At 51.9% G+C, this 22,819-nt stretch carries 18 protein-coding genes; 11 read left to right on the plus strand and 7 right to left on the minus strand.

The window, feature by feature from the left end:
- Positions 1–18 precede the first annotated feature (18 nt).
- From ACO0LG_RS05765 to ACO0LG_RS05775, 3 genes are all read left to right on the plus strand, one after another.
- Complete coding sequence (locus ACO0LG_RS05765; protein WP_423024203.1) at positions 19–1,203, plus strand: tetratricopeptide repeat protein; 1,185 nt, start codon at positions 19–21, stop codon at positions 1,201–1,203.
- Positions 1,200–2,345, plus strand: coding sequence for a HupE/UreJ family protein (locus tag ACO0LG_RS05770; protein ID WP_423024205.1), 1,146 nt, complete (start codon positions 1,200–1,202; stop codon positions 2,343–2,345). Before ACO0LG_RS05765 ends, ACO0LG_RS05770 begins: the two co-directional genes overlap by 4 nt.
- A 159-nt stretch (positions 2,346–2,504) precedes the next feature.
- Complete coding sequence (locus ACO0LG_RS05775) at positions 2,505–4,916, plus strand: prolyl oligopeptidase family serine peptidase (RefSeq protein WP_423024207.1); 2,412 nt, start codon at positions 2,505–2,507, stop codon at positions 4,914–4,916.
- An 82-nt stretch (positions 4,917–4,998) separates the two neighbouring features.
- Here ACO0LG_RS05775 and ACO0LG_RS05780 read toward each other — a convergent pair whose 3' ends face one another.
- Complete coding sequence (locus tag ACO0LG_RS05780; RefSeq protein WP_423024209.1) at positions 4,999–6,174, minus strand: acetyl-CoA C-acetyltransferase; 1,176 nt, start codon at positions 6,172–6,174, stop codon at positions 4,999–5,001.
- 213 nt (positions 6,175–6,387) lie between these two features.
- A complete protein-coding gene (locus tag ACO0LG_RS05785; RefSeq protein WP_423024211.1) occupies positions 6,388–7,317 on the minus strand; it encodes a LysR family transcriptional regulator in 930 nt (309 codons plus the stop codon).
- Positions 7,318–7,390: 73 nt separating this feature from the next.
- Here ACO0LG_RS05785 and ACO0LG_RS05790 point away from each other — a divergent pair, with 73 nt between their 5' ends.
- The 3 genes from ACO0LG_RS05790 to ACO0LG_RS05800 are packed head-to-tail and all read left to right on the plus strand — an operon-like array spanning position 7,391 to position 10,059.
- A complete protein-coding gene (locus ACO0LG_RS05790; protein WP_423024213.1) occupies positions 7,391–9,193 on the plus strand; it encodes a sulfatase-like hydrolase/transferase in 1,803 nt (600 codons plus the stop codon).
- An 18-nt stretch (positions 9,194–9,211) separates the two neighbouring features.
- Positions 9,212–9,595 carry a hypothetical protein gene (locus ACO0LG_RS05795; protein WP_423024215.1) on the plus strand — a complete coding sequence of 128 codons (384 nt, stop codon included), beginning with the start codon at positions 9,212–9,214 and terminating at the stop codon, positions 9,593–9,595.
- 20 nt (positions 9,596–9,615) lie between these two features.
- Positions 9,616–10,059 carry a hypothetical protein gene (locus ACO0LG_RS05800; protein WP_423024217.1) on the plus strand — a complete coding sequence of 148 codons (444 nt, stop codon included), beginning with the start codon at positions 9,616–9,618 and terminating at the stop codon, positions 10,057–10,059.
- A gap of 186 nt (positions 10,060–10,245) precedes the next feature.
- On the opposite strand, the gene ACO0LG_RS05805 is transcribed toward ACO0LG_RS05800, so the two are convergent.
- The 3 genes from ACO0LG_RS05805 to ACO0LG_RS05815 all read right to left on the minus strand — a co-directional run bounded on the left by ACO0LG_RS05805 (position 10,246) and on the right by ACO0LG_RS05815 (position 13,118).
- Positions 10,246–10,809, minus strand: a complete 564-nt coding sequence (locus tag ACO0LG_RS05805) for a phasin family protein (RefSeq protein ID WP_423024219.1) — start codon at positions 10,807–10,809, stop codon at positions 10,246–10,248.
- A 253-nt stretch (positions 10,810–11,062) separates the two neighbouring features.
- Entirely contained in the window at positions 11,063–11,545 is a 483-nt protein-coding gene (locus ACO0LG_RS05810; protein WP_423024221.1) for a methylated-DNA--[protein]-cysteine S-methyltransferase, read from the minus strand.
- 31 nt (positions 11,546–11,576) lie between these two features.
- Positions 11,577–13,118: a DNA-3-methyladenine glycosylase 2 family protein gene (locus ACO0LG_RS05815; protein WP_423024223.1), complete on the minus strand. Its 1,542-nt coding sequence runs from the start codon at positions 13,116–13,118 to the stop codon at positions 11,577–11,579.
- Positions 13,119–13,284: 166 nt separating this feature from the next.
- Here ACO0LG_RS05815 and ACO0LG_RS05820 point away from each other — a divergent pair, with 166 nt between their 5' ends.
- The 4 genes from ACO0LG_RS05820 (at position 13,285) to ACO0LG_RS05835 (ending at position 19,965) form a co-directional block, all read left to right on the plus strand.
- The gene (locus ACO0LG_RS05820; protein WP_423024225.1) at positions 13,285–16,182 is read left to right on the plus strand and encodes an ATP-binding protein; all 2,898 of its coding nucleotides are present in this window, start codon (positions 13,285–13,287) and stop codon (positions 16,180–16,182) included.
- Positions 16,183–16,298: 116 nt separating this feature from the next.
- On the plus strand, positions 16,299–17,513 hold the full coding sequence (locus ACO0LG_RS05825) for an MFS transporter (RefSeq protein WP_423024227.1): 1,215 nt from the start codon (positions 16,299–16,301) through the stop codon (positions 17,511–17,513).
- Between the two features lie 17 nt (positions 17,514–17,530).
- Positions 17,531–17,668 carry a hypothetical protein gene (locus ACO0LG_RS05830; protein ID WP_423024229.1) on the plus strand — a complete coding sequence of 46 codons (138 nt, stop codon included), beginning with the start codon at positions 17,531–17,533 and terminating at the stop codon, positions 17,666–17,668.
- A gap of 128 nt (positions 17,669–17,796) precedes the next feature.
- Positions 17,797–19,965: a M3 family metallopeptidase gene (locus tag ACO0LG_RS05835; protein WP_423024231.1), complete on the plus strand. Its 2,169-nt coding sequence runs from the start codon at positions 17,797–17,799 to the stop codon at positions 19,963–19,965.
- A 65-nt stretch (positions 19,966–20,030) separates the two neighbouring features.
- On the opposite strand, the gene ACO0LG_RS05840 is transcribed toward ACO0LG_RS05835, so the two are convergent.
- Positions 20,031–20,834 (minus strand): AraC family transcriptional regulator, encoded by an 804-nt coding sequence (locus ACO0LG_RS05840; RefSeq protein ID WP_423024233.1) that lies wholly within the window; start codon positions 20,832–20,834, stop codon positions 20,031–20,033.
- Between the two features lie 150 nt (positions 20,835–20,984).
- Here ACO0LG_RS05840 and ACO0LG_RS05845 point away from each other — a divergent pair, with 150 nt between their 5' ends.
- Positions 20,985–22,205 (plus strand): MFS transporter, encoded by a 1,221-nt coding sequence (locus ACO0LG_RS05845; RefSeq protein ID WP_423024235.1) that lies wholly within the window; start codon positions 20,985–20,987, stop codon positions 22,203–22,205.
- Positions 22,206–22,449: 244 nt separating this feature from the next.
- Here ACO0LG_RS05845 and ACO0LG_RS05850 read toward each other — a convergent pair whose 3' ends face one another.
- Positions 22,450–22,734 (minus strand): energy transducer TonB, encoded by a 285-nt coding sequence (locus ACO0LG_RS05850; RefSeq protein ID WP_422952604.1) that lies wholly within the window; start codon positions 22,732–22,734, stop codon positions 22,450–22,452.
- Positions 22,735–22,819 lie beyond the last annotated feature (85 nt).

Genomic DNA, 22,819 nt, shown 5'->3' on the forward strand with positions numbered 1-22,819 from the left:
TTTGAGATGCAAAAAAATATGCACCTGCCTCGTTTTTTATCTGTGCTGTTGATCATGTTCAGCCTTGCCTTTGATGCGCAAGCAACGCCGTTTATTCCGAGCAATGGCAAACAGGTGCTGGAACAATTACCATCGCGCACAGACCCGGCGCAGCGTGCCTTTGCCGAATTGCGCAAACGTCTGGCAGCAAAGCCCAGTGACGCCGCAATTGCCAGCGAACTGGCACAAGCCTATATCAATGCTGCCCGCAATGACGGTGACCCACGTTATCTGGGCTATGCACAGGCAGTATTGAAACCCTGGTGGAGTTTGCCAAATCCACCCATCAGCGTACTGGTGTTGCGTGCCACCATACTGCAAAGCACACATCAATTTCCTGAAGCCTTGCTCGACCTGAACAGTGTATTGAAGCAGGACAGGGACAATGCCCAGGCCTGGCTGACCCGCGCCACGGTCTTCCAAGTACAGGGCCAGTTTGCCCAGGCCAAAGCCAGTTGCATGCACCTGTACCCCCTCGCACCTGAACTGGTCACCCTGACCTGTTTGCATAATGTTGGTAGCCTGAATGGCGACGCTGTTCACAGTTATGCAATGCTTGCCAGTGCTTATACAAAATACGAGAAAAATGCAGACAGCGATGCAGGGACAAAAATCTGGGTCACGACATTGCTGGCAGAAATGGCTGCCAGACTGGGCGACACGAAGGCAGCAGAAGCCTGGTACCAGACAGCCCTGACACTGGCGTCACCAGACAGTTATCTGCTGGCTTCTTATGCAGACTTTTTACTGGATCAGCAAAGACCTGCTGAAGTCGTCAAACTCTTGAAAGAAAAAACCAGGGTCGATCCATTATTGCTGCGTTATGCGCTGGCCTTGCAGGCACAAAAATCACCGCTTGCTGCCGGACAAATTGTTTTGCTGGATCAGCGTTTTGAAGCCGCCATGCTGCGCGGCGACACTGTGCACCAGCGCGAGCAGGCACGTTATGAACTCCATTTGAAAAACCACCCGGCCATCGCCCTGAAACTGGCGCAACTGAACTGGGCCATACAAAAAGAAACCGCAGACTTGCGCATCTTGCTGGAAGCCGCCGCTGCACATGAACCCCAGGCTGCCGCGCCAGCACTGACATGGCTGAAGGAAAATAAACTGCAAGACCTGACGCTCAAACCTGTGCTCGCTAAACTGGGAGCCAATTCATGACATTCATCACCAGACGCTTGCTTACACGCAGTTTTATTCTGGCTCTGCTGTTCAGCATAGTCAACTTGCCCGCCCATGCCCATAAGCCCAGCGACAGTTACCTCACTCTGCGTGCCGACCAGACTGGCATCCATGGGCAATGGGATATTGCCTTGCGTGACCTGGATTTTGCCATAGGCCTGGATGAAGACGGCAATGGTGAGCTGACCTGGGACGAAGTACGCAGCAAGCATGCTGACATCGCCGCCTATGCACTGGCCAGACTGAAGATCACTGCGGGTGACAAGCCATGCCCGCTGACTGCAGGGCAGCAATTGATAGACCAGCATAGCGATGGTGCCTATACCGTATTGATGTTCGACAGCAGCTGCAATGCTGAAAAAATCAACGTGCAGTACCAGTTATTTTTTGACCTGGATACCCAGCATAAGGGCTTGCTGCGCCTGGTGAACAAGAAGGATGCGACAACGACCGCCATCTTCAGTCCAGAACAGGCCAGCCAGGAATTTGTCGTGGCAGAGGTCAACAAGTGGCAGCAATTCAGCGATTATATTTTTCATGGTATCTGGCATATCTGGATAGGTTTTGATCACATCCTGTTTTTATTGTCCTTGTTACTGCCTGCCGTACTGGTGCTGAAAGCGGGTAAATGGGAAGCTGCCAGCAGCTTTAAAGCAGCCTCCATTGATGTCTTGAAAATAGTCACGGCATTTACTGTTGCCCATTCCATTACCCTGACACTGGCTGCGTTGAATGTACTGGCGTTGCCATCACGGCTGGTAGAGTCTGCGATTGCGGCATCTGTTATTTTGGCGGCGCTGAATAATCTACTTCCGCTCTTCCAGGGCAGGCGCTGGCTGGTGGCATTTACGTTTGGTCTCATCCACGGCTTTGGTTTTGCTAGTGTACTGGCCGATCTTGGCTTGCCGCAATCGGCCTTGATGCTGGCACTGGTTGGCTTTAACCTGGGTGTGGAAATAGGGCAGTTGACTATCGTTGCAGGCTTTTTACCGCTGGCTTATCTGCTGCGCCGCCACTGGCTGTATCAGCGCGCCATTGTGCAGGTGGGTTCAGGGCTGATCATTGTCATTGCGCTGGTGTGGTTTATTGAGCGCGCATTCAATATGCGCCTGATTTCATAGAGACTGAATATCGGCCTCTTGCCTGCCCTTCACTTTATCTGTTTGGTTATGAATGCAGATAAAAACAGCATATTTCAACTATATTGCGGTGCTAGAATAAAGCTTCTGACTCTGGTCGATTACCAGAGCTGATTCATAAAAATTCAACCGAGGATATTGATGAAAAGCAAACTGAGTCTGTTACTGCTCGCTGCCCTGAGTGCCAATGCTGGTTCGCAAGAAAATATGAGCTATCAAAAACCACCTCAAGCGATCTTGGAACTGGCAGATTTTCAGCGGGCACCTGCGGTGAGCATGGATAGCAACAGAAAAACGCTGCTGCTCAGTTACCGCAATACCTATAAAACCCTGAATGATTTGAACCAGACTGAAATGCGCCTGGCTGGTTTGCGCATTAATCCAGTGACGAATATTTCCAGCACACTGACCTACATCAATAACCTGACTTTACGAAAAGTCGATGCCAAGGATGAAGTGCAAGTTAAAGGCCTGCCAAAAAATCCGCTGATCAGTTACGTCAAGTGGTCGCCGAATGAAAAGAAAATTGCCTTCGTCAATACAGCGGCCAAAGGTGTGGAGTTGTGGGTTGTCGATATCGAAACAGCAACGGCGAAAAAACTGACAGAAGCAAACCTGAATGCCAATCTGGGCGCACCATTTGACTGGTACCGCGATAGCGAGGGCCTGCTCGTCAAGGTCTTGCCCAAGGATCGCCCCGCCTTGCTGGATGCCAGCAAGGATTTACCAAGTGGCCCTATTATCTCCACGTCCAGTGGCGCAGCTTCGCAGAACCGCACTTATGCCGATCTATTGAAAAATCAGAATGATGAAAGTAATTTTATTCACCTGACAACGTCCGAGTTGCATAAAGTCAACCTGAATGGCAAGAACAGTTTATTCAAGAAGGCTGATATGTTTGCTGACGTCAGCTTTTCTCCAGACGGCAAATACCTGCAAATCAGTACTTTACAAAAACCTTTCTCCTACATTGTCCCCCTGGATCGCTTCCCTTCAAAAACCATCGTCAGCGATATGACTGGCAAGCAGATCAAGGTAGTCGATGAATCGCCTTTGAATGAAATCATCCCCAAAGGTTTTAGTGCTGTTGCTGTTGGCAAACGTTATCTGGACTGGCGCGCTGACAAAGCAGCAAGCCTGAGCTATGTACAGGCACTTGATGGTGGCGACCCGGCCAATAAGGCTGAATTCCGTGATGAAGTATTTTCCTGGGATGCGCCTTTCGACAAGCCTGCTACCTCCCTGGTAAAAGTCGCCCAGCGTTATAACGGCATCGTCTGGGGTAATGACAATCTGGCGGTTGTCAGTGACGGCTGGTATGACACACGCAATACCAAGGCATATCTATTTAATCCTTCCAATCCGGCAGAAGCACCACGCCTGATCTCTGACCGCAATATGCAGGATATCTATTCTGATCCCGGCCGTTTTGAAACCAAGTATAACCAATACCATCGCCGTGTACTGGCGATAGAAGATAACAAGGCCTACTTGCTGGGTGCCGGTCACACCAAAAAAGGCCAGTTCCCTTTCATCGATGAACTGGATCTGGGCAGCCTGAAAAAGAACCGCCTCTATCAATCGGCTTACACAGACAAGATAGAAAGCATCGTCTCTATAGAAGATGTCAAAAAAGGCGATGTGCTGGTGCAGATACAGTCGAAGACTGAATACCCGAATTATTACTTCCGTAATATCAAGGGTGGTAGCCAGCTCACACCCGTAACGCAATTCAAGAATCCATTCATGGGCTTGAAGGATGTCTCGAAAGAAGTCATTAAGTACAAGCGCAAGGATGGTGTGGAATTATCCGGCACCCTTTACTTGCCTGCCAATTACGACAAGAATAAAAAAGAGAAACTACCTTTGCTGATCTGGGCTTACCCGGCAGAATTCAAGGACAAGAATTCTGCCGGACAAAGCAAGCATAATGAAAACCAGTTCACCTTTCCCAGCACTGCCTCATTCATTTATTGGACAGCACGCGGCTATGCAGTACTTGACGATGCAGCCTTCCCCATCATCGGCGAAGGCAAGACCGAGCCGAATGATAACTTCATCCCACAATTGGTCGATAATGCTGAAGCGGCGATTGATGCTGTTGATGCTCTCGGTTATATAGACCGCAAACGCGTTGCTGTCGGTGGCCATTCATATGGCGCCTTCATGACTGCAAACCTGCTGACGCATTCAAAACTGTTTGCCTGCGGTATCGCACGCAGTGGTGCCTATAACCGCACGCTGACGCCATTTGGTTTCCAGAGTGAGCAACGCAATTACTGGGAAAGTCCAGAAGTGTATAACAAGATGTCGCCCTTCATGAATGCAGACAAAATGAAGACGCCACTCTTGCTGGTGCATGGTGAGGCCGATAATAATCCCGGTACATTTACCCTGCAAACTGAACGCTACTTCCAGGCATTGAAAGGTCTGGGCGCACCGGTACGCATGGTCATACTACCGAAGGAAAGTCATAGCTATGCTGCCAAAGAAAACATCATGCATTTGCTGTGGGAACAAGATCAGTTCCTGGAGAAATGCCTGAAAAAATAAGTAATCGCTTACAACAATAAAAAAACCGCCAGATCAGTCTGTCGGTTTTTTTACTATCCAGCCTTGCAAATGCTGATCAGACTTAACGCTCTATCGCCAGCGCGACACCCATACCACCACCGATACACAAGCTCGCCAAGCCTTTTTTGGCATCGCGGCGTATCATTTCATGGATCAGGCTGACCAGGATGCGGGCACCGGATGCGCCGATAGGGTGGCCAATCGCAATCGCGCCACCGTTGACATTGATCTTGCTGGTGTCCCAGCCCATTTCCTTATTAACGCCGATTGCCTGTGCGGCAAAGGCTTCATTGATTTCCATCAGGTCCAGGTCCTGATGAGTCCAGCCTGCTTTTTTCAGGCAGAGCTGGGCGGCAGGTACCGGGCCCATTCCCATGATGGTTGGGTCAACACCGGCAGAAGAATAAGCCTTGATGCGGGCCAGTACTGGCAAACCCAGTTGCTCGGCTCTTTGTGCTGACATCATGATGACAGCAGCAGCACCATCGTTGAGGCCGGATGCATTACCGGCAGTGACCGTGCCATTCTTGTCGAAAGCCGGACGCAGGGATGCCAGCGATTCCAGTGTGGTGCCATGCTTGATGAATTCATCACTGTCAAATACTGTCGTGCCTTTTTTGCTGACGAGCTCAAAAGGGATGATTTCATCCTTGAACTTGCCAGCTTTTTGCGCGGCTTCTGCCTTGTTTTGGGATGCCAGGGCAAACAGGTCTTGCTCTTCGCGGGTGACACCATATTTCTTGGCGACATTTTCTGCCGTGATACCCATGTGGTATTGGTTATACACATCCCACAGGCCGTCAACAATCATGGTATCGACCAGTTTGGCGTCGCCCATGCGGAAGCCATCGCGTGAACCATTCAATACATGTGGCGAAGCACTCATGTTTTCCTGACCACCGGCGATGATGATGTCAGCGTCGCCCGCCTTGATGGCTTGTGCTGCCAGGTGAGTAGCTTTCAAACCACTGCCGCATACCTTGTTGATGGTAAAAGCCGGCACCATGTCTGGCAAACCGGCTCTGATAACTGCCTGGCGAGCAGCATTCTGGCCTACGCCAGCAGTCAGTACCTGACCCAGGATGACTTCACTGATCAGGTCACCGCTGAGGCCGGTTTTCGCCAGCAAGGCCTTGATGACATGGGCGCCCAGGTCGGAAGCAGCGGTTTTTGCCAAAGAGCCACCAAATTTACCTACTGCAGTACGGCCTGCAGCTACAATTACCACGTCTTGCATGTGAATTCTCCTGGTTTTGTCCCTGAGCTCAGGGGATGGTCAAATAAATGCTGCTACATTATTGCAAATGCGCCTGCATATAGAATACATGCTCTAGCTTACCACTGCTCGCACCTGGCTGAATTCCCGGGCTTTAAAAAAGATGGTGTTTTGCCATGCCTGCTTCTTGATCCGCTCAAAACCATGCGCTTTGTACATGCGCAGCGACCTTGGCTAAGACCAGTTCCGCCATAGGCGACAGGCTGCGTCTTGCCAGGCTGACCACACCAATTTATTCCTGCATGGTTGCCAACCATCGGCCTTGAGCTCGACCAGGTCACCGAAACTGAGTTCTTCTGCTACTCCTGCATGAGTACACAAGAGTATCGTGTCACTGTGCATGACCACATGTTTGAGAACATAGATATTGTCGCAAGTCGTTACCAGCGGCAAGTCCTGGCCAGGCTCGAGGCCAAAAGCCTTACGTATGGCAGGCATGAAAATAGCTGCCAGATAAATAGCTGCCAGATACACGCTGGCACAAGCGGCACTTTGCAAGTCTTGCAGGCTCAACTTCACTTTCAGCGTCAGTGGGTGCTCACAGCTGCAGTACGAGCCGCCAGTTTGCCGGGTAAGATGCCTGAGCTGTATATGCTTGTCCGGTGTCAGGCTGCGGGTATCGGCGATGAAAAATTCCAGCTTTTCTGCCAACGGGTGTTCCATCATCGTGTCGCTATTATTTACTTCCAGCACGGTACGCATGCGTGGATAGGTAGTTGCCAATTCCGTTAACACCGCTGGCAAAAAGCTGGCGGCAGGAAAAGGCCCGGTCCCAAAAATGATCTGGCCACATCCACCATCGCGCAGTTGTGCCATTGCCTGTTTGAGGTGATTTGCCGCATACAGCAAATCACCGGCGCGCGTGATCAGTTGCTTGCCAGCAGCAGTGGCCGTGGCAACAGCCTGGTCACGGTCAAACAGGCGCATACCCAGTTCGTCTTCAAGGCTGGAAATACTGCGGCTCAATGCTGGCTGACTCAGATTGAGCTTGTCGGCGGCACGGGCAAAATTGCCTTGCTCTGCCATACGACGACATATCTGAGTTTTTTCAGGTTCATCAGCAGACCATGCCTTTAAGATATCAACGTGATGATCATAATGCACTGGACGTATTGGTTTAAGTGCCGGACACTGCTTGGTATCACGCGCCGATCACGAGCTGGTTAAGGGGGTAGATATGGCAGATCAGTCAAGCAATCAGTCAGGTAATATCAGCCGCAGAAAAGTACTGGCCGCAATGGCAGGCACAGGCCTGGCGGCATCCTTGGGCGACCTGGCCGACCGGCAGCACAGACCGCGCAGCACACCCAAGGTGCCAGGAGCGATGACAGCCGAAGGCTTGCGCCAACGGCGGCCCAATATTCTGCTGATCGTGAATGACCAGTTACGCCATTGGCAAGACTTGCCACCTGGCCTGGGTTTGTCCACCCATGAAATGCTGCTGGAGCAAGGCACAGGCATGATGAATTTTCATGCGAATACTACACCTTGCTCGCCTTCACGCTCGAACATGTATTTTGGCCAGCATACCCAGCACACCTTAATGACAGCAAATGTCGATGCGCCGCCCTCTTTCCCAAAACTGGCAGATGGCTTGCCCAGCCTGGGACATTTATTAAGGGCTCAAGGTTATTACACGGCCTATAAGGGCAAATGGCATCTAAGCCACCTCCGTGCCGACCCTGGCTTGGTTTATGGACCTTATCCCAGTACCGAAAATGCATTGGAGCCTTACGGTTTTTCTGACTATAACCTTGATGGAGACCCGCACGGCGCTACCTGGACCGGTTATCGCTATGACGGCCAGATCGCCAGCAATGCAGTGCAATGGCTGGGAAGCAAGGGACGCGGTATGCGCGGCAAGCAGCCCTGGTTTCTGGCCGTGAATTTTGTCAATCCACATGATGTCATGTATGTCAGCACTGGCGATAAACAGGTAGCCAGCCGACAGCAGCGCACTATGCTGTCACCCTTGTCCACTCCACCCATCGGCGGCGCTTACGACAAGAACTGGGACCTGCCTTTGCCGGACAGTTATTACCAGGATAAATTAAGCGACAAGCCCTGGGCCACCAGCTCTTACATAGAAATGTGCAACTGGCTGTATGGTCATATAGATCCAAATGATGAAGTTGCCTGGCGTGCCTATCAAAGTTATTACTTCAATTGCGTGCGCGATGTAGACAGCCATGCCCTGACGGTGTTGCAGGCACTGAAAAAGCTGGGCATGGATAAGGACACCATTGTCATCTATACCTCAGACCATGGAGAAATGGCCGGTGCCCACAAGCTGCGCCAGAAGGGGCCCTTCATGTATAAGGAAAACATGCGCCTGCCCTTCATCGTGCGCCACCCTGACGTGGTGGGTGGCAAGATGACGAATGCGCTCGGTTCACAGATAGACCTGGTGCCCACTATCCTTGGTATGGCTGGCGTAGATGCACGCGCGGTGGCAGAAAAATATCCTTATCTGAAGGGTGTCGATATCAGTGCCGCCATCAGCACCACTGGCGCAATCACAGAGCGCGATAAAAAAGGCATCTTGTTCAACTACGGCGTCCCCCTGTATATAGACCCGGAATTTTCACGCAAGGGAGCAAAAACCGGCAAGATTTATAACCAGCTCAGTGCGCTTTTGATCGGTTTTGAAAGCGGCCAGTTTTTACCCAGTCTGGAAAATCCGGCCCTGTTCCGCGGCATCCATGATGGCCGTTATAAATTTGCCCGTTATTTCAAACCTGCCGATCATCACCAGCCACGCGACTGGCAAAATCTGAGGACACGCAACCAGCTTGAGCTTTATGATACGCAAACCGACCCGAATGAAATCACCAACCTGGCCGCGAACCCTGAACAGCACAAGGATTTGCTGCTGGACTTGAATCAGAGATTGAATACATTGATCAGCGCTGAGGTGGGCGATGATCTGGGCAGGGAACTACCAGGACCTGCATTTTTATATCAACAGAAGAAAAGCTAAAAAATCTGGAGGGAGACCATGCAAGAAAAAATAATACGCAAGATCCTGTATGTCAGCGGCACTGTGACCATGCTGGGGGGCCTGCAGTTTATCGCGCCCACTTTGTTCCTGCAGGCATCAGGCATGCAGGTCGGTGATGTGACTGGCCTGTTCTTTGCGCGGCACTGGGGTTTGATGGCTTTTGTGGTGGGTGCACTGATTATCTATGCGGTTAAACAAACCCAGGCAAGAAGGGCGATTTTATTGGCAGCGGCAGTAGAAAAACTGGGCCTTGTGGTGATGCTGGCGATTAACTGGAGTGAGCCAGCCTTGCAGGGTCTGCATACTGCCGCTTTTTTTGATGGTGCTTGCGTGCTGCTGTATTTGATTTACTTGCTCAACAAGCCACCGGCTCAAACTTAGCGCCAAGGTAAGAATCTACTATGTTCAAACATAAAGTGACAACTGATGAATTTGGCGTGATGACTCTCAATGATACGACTGAGAATTACGAGACCGAGATCGACATACCTTATATGAGGTTGGGAAAAATTTCGATATCTGCGGATGGGTTCGAGGTGGGTCTAAAACGAATGAAAGCCTTCCTGACATGGATGAACGTAAACCATCGGGGTTTCAAGCTCACGCTGGAATACGAAATTCAGGAGTACGACCTTATCTGGGATGACGTGTGGGATTCTGTCCTTGGCAAAGACTGGGTTGAGGCGGACGAGGGCTTTCTGGAAAACCACCTCAGTTATGTGTCCGTCAATTTCAATCGCGGTGCAATCTATTTATGGATTGATACTTCTGGCCTTCACATTGACCACATGATTAGAGTAACCATGAACGATGCAATGCAAGTTGCATGTTGCGAGATGATGTGAACATCAAGCACAAACAGGCTTCTTACCTCAAGCCTCAATGAAGTAGGAGCCACCGCAACTATGACAGATGATTCTTGAAAGACGCTTACTTTTTAACTTCATATGAAAAAATCCCCTCATGCGAACATCAGGGGATTTTTTTACTGCAACTCAATTTACATTGAGTCTGAATCTGCAATTGCTAAATTACTTCTTTTTAGCAGTTGCTTTTTCAGCCGCTTGTGTGAACTGCTGGGTAGCCTTGGTCAGGTTTTCTTCCAGTGTTTGCACAGCTTGCTTGGTTGTTTTGGACAGTTGCTCGTAACCTGCGTTGATGTTGCCAACAACAGATTTCAAGGCTGTAACAGCTTGCTCGGAACCAGCTGGTGCATTTTTAGTTACTTCGTCGATCAGGGAAATCACTTTAGTGTTTGTTTCAGCGATGTGCGCTTCAACTGCTTTAGTGAATTCTTGCTGGGTTGCTGTTGTGATAGTTGCCAGATGACGGCCATAAGCCAGGGCTTTTTCAGCATTTGGCTGAGCTTGCGCTGCAGACAAAGCGAAAAATTCTTGTGGGTCTTTGGCGCCCATCAATTGTTTGGCAGCAGCAGTACCTTCTTCAAAACTTGCCTTGGCAGCATTGACGTTCAGGGCAAACAACTGCTCCAGACCTTCAAATGCTTTTTTGTTCAGGGAAGTCAGGGAAGCAAATTGGGCTTCCAGGTTAGCTTTAGTCGTAGCGATAAATTGTTCTGGTGTATTGGTAGTCATGGCATTCTCCGGTAGATGGAATTAATTGGCTTTAATAGCGTTAATGATCGGCAGCGCTTTCCACGAATGATTGAATGGTGCACCGCAACAAATACGATTCTACACGTAGAATTTAAAACGTCAAGTACTTTTTGTGCATCGCACCAAAATTAGCTAAATGATATTTTCAGATATCTATCTGCTTTTCCTGAAATTACCTGCTCTGCCTGTTCTTTAAGCACATGTCTGGCATAGCCATGATGTACCAAGCTTGCTATTTAGAAAATTTTCTTTCCAGCATCAGCAAGGCCTCCTTATTCTGCAAACCGCCTGCATACCCAGTCAGTGCGCCATTGCTGGCGATGACCCTGTGGCAAGGAACGATGATGGATAGAGGATTACGCCCATTCGCCGCCCCTACTGCGCGCACTGCCTTGGGCCTGGCTATACCCTGTGCGAGAGCCAGATAGCTGCTAGTCTGGGCAAACGGGATGCGGCGCAGTGCCGCCCATACTTCTTGCTGGAAGTCAGTGCCTGCCGATAAGTCCAGCGGCAAATCAAAATCCTGGCGCTGCCCGGCGAAGTATTCCTGCAGTTGCTGGCGTGCCTGGTTCAGGATGGGATCAGACTCATCTTCTTGCCAGCCTGCGCTGCCTTTGAAGTGTTTATGGTGTTCAAAATACACGCCGCTGAGACCACGCTCACTGGCGGCTAACAGTAATTGCCCTACCGGGCTGTTGTAGTTCAGGTATTTCATGATATTTCCCTCATTCCTTATTTAGTCTTTTTTACACTTTACTTAATGATTGCCACAGCAATAAAGCGGCATAAGCGCGCCACGGTGCCCAGGGCTGGGCGACAGCCAGTAATTGTTTTTCAGTCAGACGCTCGCTTGCCGGGGTCGCCGGGGTTGTCAGCAATGCGGCAGCTCTTTGCAAACCCAGGTCACCTGCCGGAAAGGCATCCGAAAAACGCAGGGCGCGCATGGCAATATATTGTGCGGTCCACTCACCTATGCCTTTGACGGTCTTGAGCCTGGCTACCATCTCGTCCGAGCTGGCCGCCAACTGCCTTTGCAAGCCACCATCCAGTGCAAACTGGGCGATGTTTTGCAGTGTGGCAGCACGGGCACCGGGTATGCCTATGCCCGCCAATTGATCTATCGACAGGCCAACAATAGTTTGCGGGCTGGGGAAATGGTGAGTGACAGCCGCAAACGGGGTAAGCACTGGCTGACCAAAGCGGATCACCAGACGGCCCGCCACGGTAGTAGCACCGGCCACACTGACTTGCTGGCCCAGCACGGCACGGATGGCCAGCTCAAAACTGTTGAAGGCACCTGGCACACGCATGCCGGGCGTGCGCAGGATTTGCCCAGCCAGCAAGGCATCACTCTGCAAATGACTTTGGATGATAGCCGGGTTGGCTTCCAGGTCAAATTGCTGCCTGACCCTGGCCATCAAGGGCATGAGCACGGGTGCCAAGGAAGGTGAGACTTGCAGGCTGAGTTGCTGTTTGGCGGGTAGATGGGCGACTTTGAGCCAGCCTTCCAGACCATCCATCTGCACGCTGCGCACATAGGCTTTGCCACCTTTTTCATCGATGACGGCTTCTAGGCCTGGCATGGCACGCCCGGCAAGGTAAGCAATCACTGCGCCCCAGGCATAAGGAGGGCGGTACGCCAGCTTCAGGCTGACACCTTCGCCTGCGCTGTCTGCAGCACGGCGTATTGATCCTGGTGCCATCTGGTAACGTTCTGAAAACAGGGCATTAAAGCGCCTGACACTACCAAAACCGGCAGCAAAAGCAATCTCTGCCATGCCTAGCTGAGTCTCTTGCAGTAGTTTTTTTGCAAATAGCAAACGCTGGGTCTGGGCCAGCTCTACCGGTGTCACACCAAACTCTTGCAGCATGACACGGCGCAGTTGGCGTGAAGACAGGCCAACCTGTTCAGAGAAGCTTTCTATATCGGTTTCATTCAGGGCACCGTCAGCGATTCTTTGCCAGATCGCATGCGCCAGATTTTGCTGTATGGCATACGGAGCCAGTTCGGGGCGGCAACGCAGGCAGGGGCGAAAACCGGCGGCCTCTGCTGCGGCAGCGCTGCTGAAAAACTCGCACGACGATTCGCGCGGCGTCTTGACGCCACACACCGGTCGACAATACACACCCGTGGTTTTGACACCCGTAAAAAAGACACCGTCGAAACGGCTGTCCTTGGCGGCCAGGGCGCGGTAATAACATTGCTTTTGCGTCAGACCATCGCTGGATTCGGTCAGCATCAGCTTGGTGGCATCTGGCAGCGCTGCCGGTTGATGCTTGCTTGTCATCGTTGTTATCTGCTGTTCCATAGCCGCCACTTTCTTATCGTGAATCAAATCCGGGACAGTTAAAATTATGTACCGGCTTAACAATCTGCATTACTATCTTCAGGAATCGTTATACGCGAGTGCCAGTCACTCTTCTAGCCATTTTCGGACAAACAAATCGGGAACCATGCGCCAGGCGCTGAATTTGAATCGCAATTTGCATCGCATCGTCAAGACCGCGCGCAGGCATCCGCGGCTGGCGACTTGTTTACTCGGGCAATTGAGCCTGCAAGCGGTTGCGGCCGGGCAAGTTGGCCTGCAACTTGACGCCTGTTACCAGCGCTATCTGATCCTGGAAAGACTGGGGCAGGCGCATTCCATGCAAAACGAACTGGAACAGGGCTTGCACATTGCCGAGCAACAGCGACTGACACGCCCCGCCGGTCTGATGCTACTGGCACTAGGCCGTATCTGTTATACCCAGGGCGCTTACCGCGATGCACTGATGTACTGGACGCGCTGCGTAGACCTGAGCAAATTCAACCGTGACCAGGTGACGCTGGTAGAAGCCCATATAGGTCTGGGGCAGATTTATGATGCCCTCGGCGATGGCAAGACTGCGGCACACTTTCATACCGATGCTGGCATCTTGCTGGAACAACTGAATGAACCTTATTTGCTGTGCAAGCAAATCATCAACCTCGGCGTCAATGAACTTCATACCGGTGAATTGCAGGTAGCGGAAAATTGCTTTCTCAAGGCCAAGGTATTGGCTGAACAACATGCCATCCATGAATACCTGGCAGAGACTTACTGGTATCTGGGTCTGGTCGCCAGCAGGAATGGGCAACTTGAAATTGCTGAAACCCATATACGCAAAGCCCTGGATCTGGCGGATGCCTGTAACTATGTCTGGTTGAAAGGCGCAGTGCTGGATTCGCTGGCCGACATACTACGCGCAGCCGGGCACTTCACCGACGCACTCGATGCCTATGGCCAGGCGCTGACGTATTCAGAGAAAGTCGCTTCACGGCGACAAAAAGTACGCAGCCTGGCGGCGCTGTCAGAAATCCATGAGCAACAGGGCAACTGGCAGCAAGCTCTGCACTTTGCCCGCCTGCATCAGCAAACCACCAGTGAGCTCAGCGAACTGGGGACGATGAACAAGCTGCATGAATTGCGTGCTTATGATCTGTCGCACAAGTCACCGGTAGAAACCCTGTTGGAACTGTCATCCAAGCGCGTGCTGGAAGAAGGCCTGCCGGGCGAAGTACTGCAATTGATTGCAGACACTGCCCTGGCCATCTTGAATACCGAACTGGCAGCAGTGTTTTTAATTGATGCCAACGAAGTAGGCTTACATTGCCATGCCAGGGCGGGCAGCAATCATGTTCAGGTCAAGGCAGAAATGCCCTGCCAGAACCTGCCGCTGCTGATGCATATGTTGCGACAGGATGAGGTACCACTAGTAGGGCATGATATGCGCCTGCACGTAGTGGCGACAGAAATGAAGGCCTTGCTGGGGCAAGAGCAATTGCATTCGGCGCTTGAAATCCCATTGCGCCTGCACGGCAAGAGTGTGGGGCTGATTTGTTTTGCGCATACCAGCGGCGTCAGGAACTGGTCACGCGAAGATGTGCTGTTTGGCCGTAATCTGGGCAATCTGATACAGCAAGTGCTCAGCCATGCTGAACATGCACAAATCCAGAAGCAACTTGAAGCCAGGGTGCTGGAGCGTACCGCCAGCCTGCAGTCACAGACAGAACAATTGCAGCACGCGCACAAGCATATCAACCAGCTCAGCGAGATCGGCAGGGAAATTACGTCCAGCCTGGACCGTGACACCATCATGGAAATCGTCTACCGTCATGTACATGACTTGATGGGGGCAGAAGTGTTTGCGGTAGGCCTGTACCGGCCAGAGCAGGAGACCATAGAATTCCCCTGCAATCTCTTGCGTGGCCAGCGCATGCTGCCGTATATACGCGATATCAAAGACCAGGATTTATTATCGGCCTGGTGTGTCTCCCATCAGCGGCCCATCTTTATCAGCGACATTTATACCGAATACCAGTCTTACATCAGCGAAGCAGGTTTGAACAAACTGACTGTGGACAGCGCTTATTTTGCTGGTCTGGAAAAGATCATCCCGGTTTCTCACATCTATGTACCGCTGATGATCAAAGGCCGCACCATAGGCTTGATCGCCATCCAGAGTACGCAAAAAAATGCCTTCCAGCGCATGCATCTGGATATTGCCATGATGCTGGCCGCTTACACTGCCATCGCGGTGGAAAATGCCGAGACTTACCAACAGTTATTAAAAGCCCAGCAAATACTGGTATCGCAAGAAAAGCTGGCAGCGCTGGGTTCGCTGGTGGCGGGTATTGCCCATGAATTGAACACGCCTATCGGCAACAGCCTGCTGACCGCGACCACCTTGCAAGAACAATCCCTCATCTTTTTACGCAAGCTGACAGATAACAGTATCAAGCGTTCTGACCTGAACCAATTTACGGCAACCATCAATAATGCCAATGAATTATTGCTGCGTAATCTGATGAGTGCCAGTGACCTGGTCAGCAGTTTCAAACAAGTATCGGTAGACCAGACCAGCCAGAAGCGCCGCCAGTTTAACTTGCGCAAGACTACGCTTGAGGTCATACGTACTCTGCACAATCTCATTCATAAGCATGGGCATACGCTGGAAATTGATATTCCCGATGATATAGAGCTGAACAGCTTTCCTGGTCCTTATGGACAGGTGTTGACCAATTTTATCAACAACGCCCTGCTGCACGCATTTGAAAACCGTGAGAATGGCAAGATGTTGTTGCGCGCGCACAAGACGCCAGACCATCAGGTGCAAATCATTTTTAGCGACAATGGCAAAGGCATAGAGGCACAGGATCTACGCAGGATTTTTGACCCCTTCTTCACCACCAAGCTGGGCCAGGGTGGCAGTGGGCTGGGACTAAGCATCGTCCATAACCTGGTAACCACCATCATGCATGGCAACATCACCGTTGATAGCGCACCAGGCACAGGGACGCGGTTTACCATGGACCTACCACTCAATCCCTGAGACTGCGCGGGCAAACCCGGCTGCTACTAGACACCATACCGTCATGGTGTTTTGAGCAGTCCACATGATTTTCAGGATTGGCATACACTTACCGAGTTTGCTTATAAGTGAAAATCATGACTACACAACGCGCTCCCGACCTGAAAACCGTGCTGCTTGCCAGCGGTATCGTTATCACCTTGTCCATGGGCGTCAGGCATGGCTTTGGCTTCTGGATGCAACCTATCTCACAACAACACGGCTGGACCAGGGAAACCTTTTCCATGGCGATGGCCATGCAAAACCTGATGTGGGGTGTCTTTGGCCCACTGGCTGGCATGGTGATAGACAAGGTCGGCACCACCAGGATGATGGTGCTGGGCGCATTTTTGTATGCTGCCGGTTTGATATGGATGGCGCTGATAGACCAGCCTGTGCTGTTCATTGCAGGCACCGGGGTACTGATAGGTGGTGCACTCGCTTGTACATCCTTTGGTGCGGTCAGCGGCATCATAGGCCGCACGGCACCGCTGGAAAAACGCTCCTGGGCTTTTGGCATATCTTCTGCCGCAGGCTCCTTTGGTCAGTTTGTCATGATGCCGATAGAACAGCAATTGATCGACCGCGCAGGCTGGCAAAATGCCTTCTATGTACTGGCTGCCCTGGTTGTATTGCTGATGGTGCCAATGGCGATGAAGCTACGTGAACCAGCACTGCAACAAGTCACAGGCCCGCAACAAAGTATCACTGAAGCGATACGCGAGGCCTTTGCCTATAAACCGTTTTTATTACTGGTGGCAGGCTATTTTGTCTGCGGTTTCCAGCTGGTTTTCATCGGCGTACACATGCCTGCTTATTTGAAAGACAAGGGTGTCATGGACCCTAGTGTGGCAGTGTATGCGCTGGCTCTGATCGGTCTGTTCAATATCTTTGGTTCTTACTATGCAGGCAAGCTCGGCGGCATGTTCCCCAAACCTTATCTGTTGTCGGGTATCTATCTGGCGCGCAGCCTGGTCATTGCCCTGTTCTTGCTGGCACCGCTGTCGCCGTATTCTGTGTACCTGTTTGCCGCAGCATTGGGCTTGTTATGGTTGTCTACCGTGCCACTGACGAATGGCGTCATTGCCGGGATTTTTGGCGTCAAGTATTTGTCGATGCTGTCTGGCTTTGTGTTTTTCTCGCATCAGGTCGGCAGCTTTATCGGTGTCTGGCTGGGTGGCTATATCTACACCAAGACAGGCAGCTACAACATGGTATGGGGCATCGTCCTGGGCCTGGGTATCTTTGCGGCGCTGGTGAATTTGCCTATCAGTGAAAAACCGATAGTCCGCGCGAGTGAAGCTGCGGCCTGAACAAAGTCGAATAACGCATGACTAAACAATTATCACGCAGATTATTGCGGCTACTGTGGGGCAGCATCATCGCTGTGGTGCTGGCTCTGGTGTTTATCGCCTATCTACGCCCGTCTTTTGTGCTTGACCTGGCGAATCGTTTCGTCATGTGTTGAAGGCCCATTTTTGCTACGCACTTTTTAGCGCCTCAGGGCGCTATTTTTTTGCCCCGATTGAACGATATATTAGCTTTACGGTCTGCTACACTGTGCTTCCTTTTGATCAAAGATTTTGGTAAAACTACATGAACAAACATCTACTGCTCATTTTGCTGGGTACTGCGCTGGCCACGCCTGCCACTTATGTCACAGCCGCGCCAGCTGATTCTGCCAGCGTCACGCCAAAAAAGACCGCTGGTAAACTGGCGAGCAATCCCTTTGCCAGTGCCAGTAAACTGCCTTACCACTATCCGGCTTTTGACCAGATCAAGAATGAGCACTACGGCCCGGCCTTCGCCGAGGGCATGCGCCAGCATGCTGCCGAAATCGCCCTCATCGCAGGCAGCCATGCCGTCCCTACTTTTGACAATACCATAGTCGCCATGGAACGTGCGGGCCAGATGCTGAACCGGGTTTCCATTGTCTTTTTCAGCCTGACTGGTGCGAATACCAATCCTGCGCTGGAAGCCCTGTCACGCGACCTGGCACCCAAACTCGCCGCCCACCAGGACCAGATTTTCCTGAATGCGCGCCTGTTCCAGCGCATCAGTAAATTATATGAAGCACGCCAGGCATTGAACCTGGATGCAGAATCCGGACGCTTGCTGGAACGCTATTACACAGACTTCGTACGCGCCGGTGCCAAGCTGGGCGACAAAGACAAGCAAAAATTGAAAAGCCTGAATGCCCAACTGGCCAGCCTGGCGACCAAGTTCAGCCAGAATGTGCTCAAAGAAACCAATGCCTCGGCCATCATCGTTGATAGCAAAACTGAACTGCAAGGTTTGTCGGAAGAAGAAATCGCCAGCGCAGCTGAAGCTGCCAAGACGCGCGGCCTGAAAGATAAATTCGTCATCCCGCTCATGAATACCACCGGCCAGCCATTCGAGGCCAGCCTGGCAAACCGCGCCCTGCGCCAGCGTCTGCATGAAGCCTCGGTGAACCGTGGCAGCCATGGCGGTGAGTTTGACAACCGCCAGGTAGCCATCGATCTGGCACGCCTGCGTGCTGAACGTGCGACCCTGCTCGGTTATGCCAACCATGCCGCCTATGGCCTGGAAGATGAAACCGCCAAAACCACCACCGCAGTCAACAAAATGCTGGGCGAGCTGGCACCGGCTGCAGTGAATAACGCCAAAGCCGAAGGCGCAGAGCTGCAAAAAATCATCGATGCACAGCAAGGTAATTTCAAGCTGGCGGCTTGGGACTGGGCGTTTTATACCGAGCAATTACGCAAGGCAAAATACAGTTTTGACGACAGCCAGTTGCGACCTTACTTTGAATTGAAGAATGTGCTGGAAAACGGTGTCTTCTTTGCAGCCACCAAACTGTATGGCATCACTTTCAAAGAGCGCACTGATTTGCCGGTGTATCACCCCAGCGTCAAGGTGTATGAAATATTTGATGCCGATGGCAAGAGCATGGCCTTGTTCATCGCCGACATGTATGCGCGCGACACCAAGCGCGGCGGTGCCTGGATGAATGCCTATGTAGAGCAGTCCAGCCTGTTTGGCACTCACCCCGTGCTTGCCAACCATCTCAATATCCCGCAGCCGCCAGCAGGCCAGCCTACCCTGCTGACCTTTGATGAAGTGCGCACGGCTTTCCATGAATTTGGCCATGCATTGCACGGCTTGTTCTCGAATGTGAAGTACCCGCGTTTTTCTGGCACCAATGTACCGCGTGACTTTGTCGAATATCCGTCCCAGGTTAACGAGATGTGGGCAACCTGGCCTGAGGTATTGAAAAACTATGCCAGACATTATCAAAATGGCGAAGTGATACCACAGACTCTGGTGGATAAAATCACCGCAGCCAATAAATTCAATCAGGGTTTTGCGACGACAGAATACCTGGCAGCATCGCTGCTGGATCAGCGCTGGCATCAATTGACACCTGCGCAGATACCAAAAGATGCGCTGGCCTTTGAAGCTGACGCATTGAAACAGGCAGGTGTCGATTTTGCACCCGTGCCGCCGCGTTACCGCAGCACGTATTTCTCGCACATCTTTGGTGGCGGCTATTCAGCCGGTTACTACGCTTATCTGTGGAGTGAAGTGCTGGATGCCGAGACAGTGGAATGGTTCAAGGAAAACGGCGGTTTGAACCGCAAGAATGGTGACTGGTTCCGTCAGCAATTATTGTCCAAGGGTGGCAGCATGGACCCGCTCGAGTCTTTCCGTAATTTCCGTGGACGCGAACCAAAGATAGAACCATTGCTAATACGCCGCGGCTTGCAATCAGGCGCTAAATAAGCAGTGTAAACAGTGCTCGCTCAATGATGAAATAAGCGCTGGCTTTTTCTCACTGACGAGTCCGGTCAGTTTTCAGCAAAGAACTGGCTGGGTGTCTGGTCAAACTGTTTGCGAAACATCGTAGAGAAGGCACTGGGGCTGTCATAGCCCAGTGCCAGGGCGATGTCGATGACTTTCTCACCGCTTGCCAGCAGTTCCAGCGCTCGCAGCAAGCGGGCCTGTTGCCGCCATTGACCAAAGGTCATGCCGGTTTCCTTTACGAACAGACGCTGTATGGTCTTCACATCCACGGCCAGGCGTTGCGCCCAGTCTGCCATGGTAGAGGAATCATCGAGTTGCTGCTGAAGCAGCTCGCAAATTCTCAGCAAACGCGGGTCGGACGGCATTTGCAGGTGCAAGGGCAGCACGGGCAGGACACGTATTTCGTCGAGGATCAGACGCATGACACGGCCATCGCGGCTATCGGGTATATAGGGCAGATAGGGCTGACTTAATTCCATCGCAGCGCGGATCAGCTCGCGCAATAGAGGCGAGATACCGACTACCTGGGTAAAGCCGGGTGAACCGGAGGCCGCATCCGTCGCTACTGTTACGCTGCGCATGTGCACTTCTCCTATACAGCGTATCTCATGCGTCATGCCAGCCACCATCCAGATGGCGCGGGTAGGCGGCACCACCCAGCGACCGACTTCCGTCTGCACCACCATCACACCACGTACCGCATAAATCAGTTGATGCCTGGCGTGCAGATGCGGCGCAATGTGCCAGTTGGCTGGATAGTCAGTAGCCCTGCCACTGACAGGTGAAGGCAGCTCATCAATTTCTTTAAGCGCTTGAGCCAGGGACTTGGGCTTGCGAGATGTATCCATGTCCTTTTCTCAAGGGTTGTTGGCGGATTGGCGCGAGACAGGCTATCCAGTACGGGGGATAATTCTGCCATAGCGATACCAAGGCAGCAGCGCAGATAGCCCGTTTTACTGTCGGCGGCCTGATTCCATTCTAAAGTGAAAGCCATCTCCATGACAATTTCCGCAACAACATCTGACACCGGCCAGCCCACCACGCTCCCTGCGAAGAGCAAACCTGCTTTCGGCATCCTGGGTGCCATCAGCAGTGCGCACATGATCAACGACATGATGCAATCACTGATACTGGCGATGTATCCTATCTTGAAGGGGGAGTTCTCGCTGAGCTTCAGCCAGGTGGGCCTGATCACCCTGACCTATCAACTGACTGCCTCGTTGCTGCAACCGCTGGTGGGTGTTTTCACAGACCGCCGGCCACAACCCTATTCACTGCCGTTCGGCATGACATCAACATTGATCGGGCTGATACTGCTGGCCTTTGCCCCCAGCTTTGGCTTCGTGCTACTCGCAGCAGCCTTTGTCGGCATAGGATCATCCATCTTCCATCCCGAATCTTCGCGCATTGCACGGCTGGCCTCGGGCGGGCGGCATGGGTTTGCGCAGTCGGTGTTCCAGGTCGGCGGTAATATGGGCACGGCGATAGGCCCACTGCTGGCGGCCATCGTTATCGTGCCTTTCGGCCAGCGCAGCGTGGCATGGTTCGGATTGGCCGCCATACTAGGCATAGGACTACTGCTACAAGTGAGTCGCTGGTATGCAGCACACCACATTGCCTCAGCTGGCAACAGGAAACCTGTTAACGTCGCACCTTACCCCCGCAAGGTGGTCATGGGTGCTATCGCGATTTTGCTGATATTGATTTTTTCAAAGTATTTCTACGTTGCAGGCATCAGCAGTTTTTACACCTTCTACCTGATGGAACGTTTTGGCCTGACGGTGCAGAACGCGCAGTTACATCTTTTTTTCTTCCTGTTTGCCTCTGCCTTGGGTACGGTACTGGGTGGGCCTGTTGGAGACCGCATAGGTCGCAAACCCGTTATCTGGGTGTCCATTCTGGGTGTGGCACCGTTTGCCCTGATGCTGCCGTATGCCAATCTGTTCTGGACAACCGCGCTGACCATCGTGATCGGGCTGGTGTTGTCTTCCGCATTCTCGGCTATCCTGGTGTATGCACAGGAACTGATGCCGGGCAAGGTGGGCATGGTGTCTGGCCTGTTCTTCGGTTTTGCTTTCGGCATGGGTGGGCTGGGTGCTGCGGTCCTGGGCATCTTCGCAGACCGTACCAGCATTGCCTTTGTCTATCAGACCATCGCCTACCTGCCGCTACTGGGTGTGGTAGCTGCGCTGTTACCCAGGGAGGTACGGCGGGCCTGACGAACAGGAGCAGATTTGCCGATTAAAACCCCATCCGTTTACAAGACCGTAGAACGGGCTATATCTGTCAGCCCGAGCACTTCTCAGATTTTGATTCGTAATCCAGGCTCATAAGCCTGATTCAGAATCTTAATTCAGAAACTTGATTCATAAAACAGGAAGGGGACACGATCATGTGTCCCCTTCCTGTTTGTATATTCTGGTTTGCTGTTCAGTTAATCAAGATACTGAACTCCAACGCTGATTACTCAAGCTTCCAGACAAAATCGACCTTGGCCCATAATTGGTCAGCTTTGCCATCCTTGGTACCTGGCTTGAATTTGCATTGACTCAATGCAGTCAGTGCAGCCTTGTCCAGGCTCTTGGAGCCGCTGGATTTTTCGACTTTGGATTCAACGACCTTGCCATCTGCCGCAATCAGGAAACCCATAGTAACAGTGCCGGTTTCTTCATTCATCAATGCTGCTTTTGGATACTTGGGTGGTTCGCATGACTTGCTGTCCATGACAGGAGAAGTTTCTGCGGCCATGACGGAGGCACTGGCACATAACAACAAGGACGAGATGAGTAAGGATATTTGTGGTTTCATAGGACTCTTCTTATGCATTTTCTAT

This window comes from Undibacterium sp. Ji42W (assembly GCF_049340405.1).
Taxonomy (GTDB): Bacteria; Pseudomonadota; Gammaproteobacteria; order Burkholderiales; family Burkholderiaceae_D; genus Undibacterium.